Origin of the sequence: Acinetobacter sp. USHLN143 (genome assembly GCF_037145695.1) — a bacterium.
Classification (GTDB): domain Bacteria; phylum Pseudomonadota; class Gammaproteobacteria; order Pseudomonadales; family Moraxellaceae; genus Acinetobacter; species Acinetobacter fasciculus.
This window is the reverse complement of the sequence record NZ_JBBCWZ010000118.1, coordinates 1-5559: the sequence shown is the minus strand read 5'-3', so window position 1 is coordinate 5559 and position 5559 is coordinate 1. Positions and strand designations below refer to the sequence as shown.

5 protein-coding genes are annotated in these 5559 nt (G+C 39.8%); 3 read left to right on the top strand and 2 right to left on the bottom strand.

What is annotated here, in order from left to right; all coding sequences use genetic code 11:
- Nucleotides 1-214 precede the first annotated feature (214 nt).
- Entirely contained in the window at nucleotides 215-1012 is a 798-nt protein-coding gene (locus WFH18_RS16655) for a hypothetical protein (RefSeq protein WP_004732024.1), read from the bottom strand.
- A 310-nt stretch (nucleotides 1013-1322) separates the two neighbouring features.
- Between WFH18_RS16655 and metG the strand changes: the two genes are divergently transcribed.
- Nucleotides 1323-3383, top strand: coding sequence for a methionine--tRNA ligase (gene metG / locus WFH18_RS16650; protein ID WP_004732025.1), 2061 nt, complete (start codon nucleotides 1323-1325; stop codon nucleotides 3381-3383).
- A gap of 142 nt (nucleotides 3384-3525) precedes the next feature.
- Nucleotides 3526-3882, top strand: a complete 357-nt coding sequence (locus WFH18_RS16645) for a hypothetical protein (protein WP_004280734.1) — start codon at nucleotides 3526-3528, stop codon at nucleotides 3880-3882.
- Nucleotides 3883-3936: 54 nt separating this feature from the next.
- Here the strand turns inward: WFH18_RS16645 and WFH18_RS16640 are convergent, their stop codons facing one another.
- Nucleotides 3937-4053, bottom strand: coding sequence for a hypothetical protein (locus tag WFH18_RS16640; RefSeq protein WP_086044934.1), 117 nt, complete (start codon nucleotides 4051-4053; stop codon nucleotides 3937-3939).
- A gap of 268 nt (nucleotides 4054-4321) precedes the next feature.
- Here WFH18_RS16640 and WFH18_RS16635 point away from each other — a divergent pair, with 268 nt between their 5' ends.
- Nucleotides 4322-5302: an MBL fold metallo-hydrolase gene (locus WFH18_RS16635; RefSeq protein ID WP_005265952.1), complete on the top strand. Its 981-nt coding sequence runs from the start codon at nucleotides 4322-4324 to the stop codon at nucleotides 5300-5302.
- Nucleotides 5303-5559 lie beyond the last annotated feature (257 nt).

Sequence of the window (5559 nt, the reverse complement as noted above, 5' to 3'; positions counted from 1 at the left end):
GCTCGAGGTACACCAACCAAGCGCTGGAATTCAGAATCTGAAAAACGATTTAATTTCTGATATTTCATGAAATCTATATTGAGGCAGTTTTTACTTTCGCAAGAGGTCTAAAAGAGAGATGGGACTATTTTGATGTAATAAATTTTTTTTATTTATCTCGAGCGTGTTAAGCCACTTTAACCCTCTGTGATTAAAGTGGCTCTACGATCACAGACTATTTATGATTTTTATTGTTTTCAGATTTGTCCTGTTGATCCTTTTTATTTTTATCCTGATCTTGTTTCGATTCATCCTTTTTGGACTGAGAATTGCTCTTTGAATCTGTATCTTTGGCATCTTGCTGCTGATCAGAATTACTTTCCTTCGCTTGGTTATCTTTCATTTTACTCATCGTATCAGTTGCCATCTGTTTCAGCTCAGCGAACTTAACCGATGCTTCACTGACTAAGTCTGTGATTTTCTGTCTGGTATCTTCAAACTTATGCATGGCTTCATCTTTTAAATTTGCCATACCTGCCTGCTGATCGGTCTGACCATCTTTAGCATGCTGTTTATCTGACTTGTTAGATGATTTATCTTGAGAGGCATGATCTGCTTTGGCCTTTTTCGCATCATCTGAACCTTGCTCAGTATTTTGCTGGTGGTCAGATTTGCCATGTTTTAGCTCATTCAGAAGCTTTTCACCTTTTTGCAATAGTTCCTCACCGATCGCAATCGCTTTGGCTTTTAAGTCATCCATCTTAAAGCTTTCAGTTTTTTTATCTGACTGATTCTCTTGAGAATTGTCTTTTTGTGCTGATTGCTCAGCATTTGTATCTTTGCCGTTGTGCTGAGTATCAGATTTCTGATCAGCATGGGTCTGGGCACTTTGCCCATTCTTATGTTCCTGATTATGCTGTTTATCTATCTCATTTTGCTTTTGCTCTTTTGCAAGTTGATCATTCAATTCGCGTGCATGTTGTTCTTTATCTTGATTTTGCTTCGACGTATTATTTTGGTTCTGCTGAGTCATGAGGTACCCTCCTTAGGCATATCATATAAACAATCAGCCATTTTTTAGCACAAAGCATCACGCGAATCGGGCGAAGTAAGCAAACTGCAACAAAGCCTGTACATGTTGTTGCTATTATTTGCAGAATGTAGCATGAGCTGAGTCAAATCCGTATTGAAAAGCTATATGCTAAGGACGATGCAGGTTTTGTATTCGGTTTTCCAAGTCCATCTATTCGCAGGGTTTCCGTAAAGCATTTCTTTGTAATCCCCTCGGCATCATGTAAAATTATGGCCCATTGCATAATGAATACGAATGAGAGAGTGAATCCGTGCGTAAAATTTTAGTCACCAATGCCCTTCCTTACGCCAATGGCCCGATTCATATGGGTCACTTACTTGGCTATATCCAAGCAGATATTTGGGTACGTGCCATGCGTGCGATGGGTCATGATGTGACTTACGTCTGTGCGGATGATGCTCACGGAACCGCGATCATGCTGCGTGCCGAAGCGAATGGCATTTCACCTGAAGCGCAAATTGCCAATGTGCAAAAAGAACACATTCGTGACTTTGACGGTTTTGGCGTACATTTCGATCATTATGATTCTACGCATAGCGATACCAACCGTGCCCGTGCGTCAGAAATCTATGTGAAAAACCGTGATGCTGGCAATATTGCAGTTCGTCCGGTGACCCAGCTTTTTGATCCTGAAAAAGGCATGTTCCTGTCAGACCGTTTCATTAAAGGCACCTGTCCTAAATGTAAGGCGGAAGATCAGTACGGCGACTCATGTGAAGTCTGCGGTGCAACTTATAATGCGACAGAGTTGTTGAATCCGCATTCCACTTTAAGTGGCGCAACTCCAGTCGAAAAATCATCTGATCATTACTTCTTTAAATTGCCAAATTTTGGTGAATACCTGCAAAAATGGACTCGTGATGAAGGTCGCTTGCCGGTATCGATTGCCAACAAGCTGGACGAATGGTTTGAAAATGGCTTGAACGACTGGGACATCTCACGTGATGCGCCATACTTCGGTTTTGAAATTCCAGATGCGCCAAACAAATATTTCTATGTTTGGGTGGATGCGCCGATTGGTTATATGTCGAGCTTTGAAAACTACATCAAAACCAAACGTCCTGAATTGAATTTTGATGACTACTGGAAAAAAGATTCTGAAAATGAGGTCTATCACTTCATTGGTAAAGACATCGTGTATTTCCATGCCCTGTTCTGGCCCGCAATGCTGGAAGGTGCAAATTACCGTACGCCATCAGGCTTATTCGTAAATGGCTTCCTGACAGTCAACGGTCAGAAGATGTCTAAATCTCGTGGTACCTTTATTAAAGCGGAAACCTATTTAGAGCATTTAAACCCTGAATATCTACGTTATTACTTCGCGTCGAAACTTTCAGACAAAGTTGAAGATTCGGACTTGAACCTGGATGACTTTGTACAAAAAGTGAACTCCGACCTGGTTGGTAAAGTCGTCAACATTGCCAGCCGCTGTGCAAAATTCATCAACACTAAATTTGATAACAAGTTAAGTGCAACATGTGCAGAGCCTGAACTGGTGCAAAGCTTTATTGATGCGGGTGATTCTATTGCAAAAGCATATGAAGACCGTGAGTTCTCGGCAGCGATCCGTGAAATCATGGCACTTGCGGACAAAGCCAACCAGTACATCGATGAGAAAAAGCCTTGGGCACTTGCGAAACAGGAAGGTCAGGAACAACAAGTTCATGACGTATGTTCTGTGGGTATTAACCTGTTCCGTCAATTGGCAGTGTATTTAGCACCTGTATTGCCGACACTGGCTCAACAGGTTCAAGATTTCTTGCAACTTGAAAGCTTCGATTTTGCTTCTCGCGAAACAATTCTAGTGGGTCATGAAATTGCATTGTTCCAGCCGTTGATGCAACGTGTAGATCCAAAAGCTGTTGCGGCAATGGTGGATGCATCTAAAGATTCTTTAGCTGCTCCTGCTGCTGAACCAGCAAAAGCTGAGAAGAAAAAAGAGAAGAAGATTGAAAAGAAAGCTGAACCTAAAGTCGGTGAAGCTGAAATCATTAATATTGATGATTTTATGAAAGTTGACCTGCGTGTTGCTGAAGTTTTGGAAGCGGCTACGGTTGAAGGTTCTGAAAAACTGCTTCAACTCACTTTAAACGTTGGTGAAGCTGAGCCACGTAATGTGTTCAGTGGTATTCGTGAGTTCTACCAACCTGAAGACTTAAAAGGCAAACTGGTGGTAATGGTGGCTAACCTTGCGCCACGCAAGATGCGTTTTGGTATTTCAAACGGTATGGTTTTAGCTGCGGGTAATGGCGATGGTGTTTGGGTGATTTCACCTGAATCTGGTGCTAAACCGGGTGATAAAGTGTCTTAAGATTTCCATTTTAAGCAAAGAAAGCCTCTACGTATGTAGGGGCTTTTTTATATCATCAGTTAAATTTAATTTCTTGATTTTTAATATTTTCAATATAAAATCAATGCGCTTTTTTATTCTTTTATAATTATTCGGGGTAAGCATGAAAAAATTATTAGTTTCAGTTCTAGCGATGTCTACAATTGCATTTACAGGTTGTTCAGTACGTATGGCTGACATGACAGTTGCATCTACTAAAAACTACAACCTAAACTCAAACCAGTTTGTGAAAGGTGAACGCGTTAAAGGCGAAGATAAAGTTCCTGTGATTTTATTCCCACTTGGTATTCCTAACTTCAAAACAGCAGTAGATCGCGCAATTGAAAAAGACCGTTGTGCTGTTGCACTTTCTGATGTGGTAATTACTCAGCTTAATCAAGCATTTATTATTGGTCAGATTGGCTATCGTGTAGAAGGCACTCAAGTGATTGACCGTTCTCAGCCTGAATGTGCTAAATAAGTTTTAAATATAAAAAAGCCTCTATCTCTAGAGGCTTTTTTATTGCTGGGTCACTTAGCCTTGCAACACAAATTCCCAAATCACATAGCCCAGTCCAAAGCCCAGTAGTGAATATAAGGTAATAATGAAAAATACAAAGCTGGCATTGTTTTTTCTTTTCCAAAAACTCATCGCGACACCCAAAGCTTGTTCGTAATACCCCATGTTAAAGAGCTTTTCATAAAAAGTGAAATGTATCTAAGCATTTTATTTATAATAATATTTTCATCAAAAATAAATTCTTTACTTTCAAAAAATCAATATACAGATTCAGACTTAATTTTTAGTACAGATGCCAAATCGGCATTGCTATTTAAAAAAATGGTAAATATATTCATATTCTTTTTTGCTGGCATCCGTGCTAATACATAGAATTGACTTTAATTACATAAGAATAGCCATGAAATACTTCACCTCTTCTCTCGTCATGTCACTGCTTGCTTTAGGTTCAATGACGGGTATCTCTCAAACACATGCACAAACCGTTTCTAGCACCCAACAACAAAAACAGGTTCCAGGGTATTATCAGCATAACTTCGGAGATTACCAGATTACTGCCCTGCTGGATGGTAGCAATTATCTGTCCAAAGCCTTATTTAAAGATATTCCAGCAGCCCAAGCCGATCAGATCTTGAAAAAATACTACGTCGATCAGGCCAAAGGCATCCAGACATCCGTGAATGCCTTTCTGGTCAATACAGCCAAAGAACTGGTTCTGGTCGATAGCGGAACTTCAAGCTGTAATGGTCCACACCTAGGTTCAGTGTATTCCAATTTACAGGCTTCAGGGCATAAACCTGAACAGGTCAATGCCATCCTGCTCACGCATTTGCATCCTGACCATGTATGCGGCATCAGCAATAATGGCGTGGCCAATTTTCCCAATGCCAATATTTATGTGTCTCAAACTGAACTGGATTTCTGGATGAATCCTAAAACAGCAGACAAATTACCAAAAGCCAAGCAGGCAGGTTTTTTGGGCACAGTCGATAAAATCAAGAAAGCCATTGCACCCTATCAGGCCAAGAATCAGCTTAAAACCTTTAAAACTGGCGATAAAATCCATGCTTTCGATGTTATCAGTTCGGCTGGACATACACCGGGGCATTTTGGTTTTAGCTTAAAATCTAAAGGTCAGCAGATGGTGTTTATTGGAGATATTGTGCACTCACATACGCTGCAGTTTGATCGCCCACAGACCGGCGTTGACTTTGATGTCGATCCGAAAAAGGCGATCGAAACCCGCTTAAAATATTTTGCTGAATATGCGAAAAATGGTCAGACGGTAGCAGCACCACATTTGCCATTTCCGGGGATTGGACATATTTATTCTAAAGACAATAAAAGCTATCAATGGATTCCGGTACATTTTAAAGATTAATTGAATACTTCAATAATTTTATCTAAGCATGAAACCCTAATTTTTTAGGGTTTCATTTATTTTAAATATCCTTCAGCCAGATTCCCTATGACTTGGTAAATTTAAAACTTGAATGACGCTTTGAAATTTAAAAGCAATAGTTTCGTTTATTTTAGGACTTACGCACTGTTATTTATAGACTCTCTGTGGTAGCAGATGATTTTTATCGAGAATAAAGTCATCAATGAAGTTTTTGATAATTGGTCTAAATAATTTCT

Coding starts and splice junctions, on each gene's coding strand:
- WFH18_RS16655 (WP_004732024.1), bottom strand. CDS start 1,012: ATGACTCAGCAGAACCAAAATAATACGTCGAAGCAAAATCAAGATAAA.
- WFH18_RS16635 (WP_005265952.1), top strand. CDS start 4,322: ATGAAATACTTCACCTCTTCTCTCGTCATGTCACTGCTTGCTTTAGGT.
- WFH18_RS16640 (WP_086044934.1), bottom strand. CDS start 4,053: ATGAGTTTTTGGAAAAGAAAAAACAATGCCAGCTTTGTATTTTTCATT.
- WFH18_RS16645 (WP_004280734.1), top strand. CDS start 3,526: ATGAAAAAATTATTAGTTTCAGTTCTAGCGATGTCTACAATTGCATTT.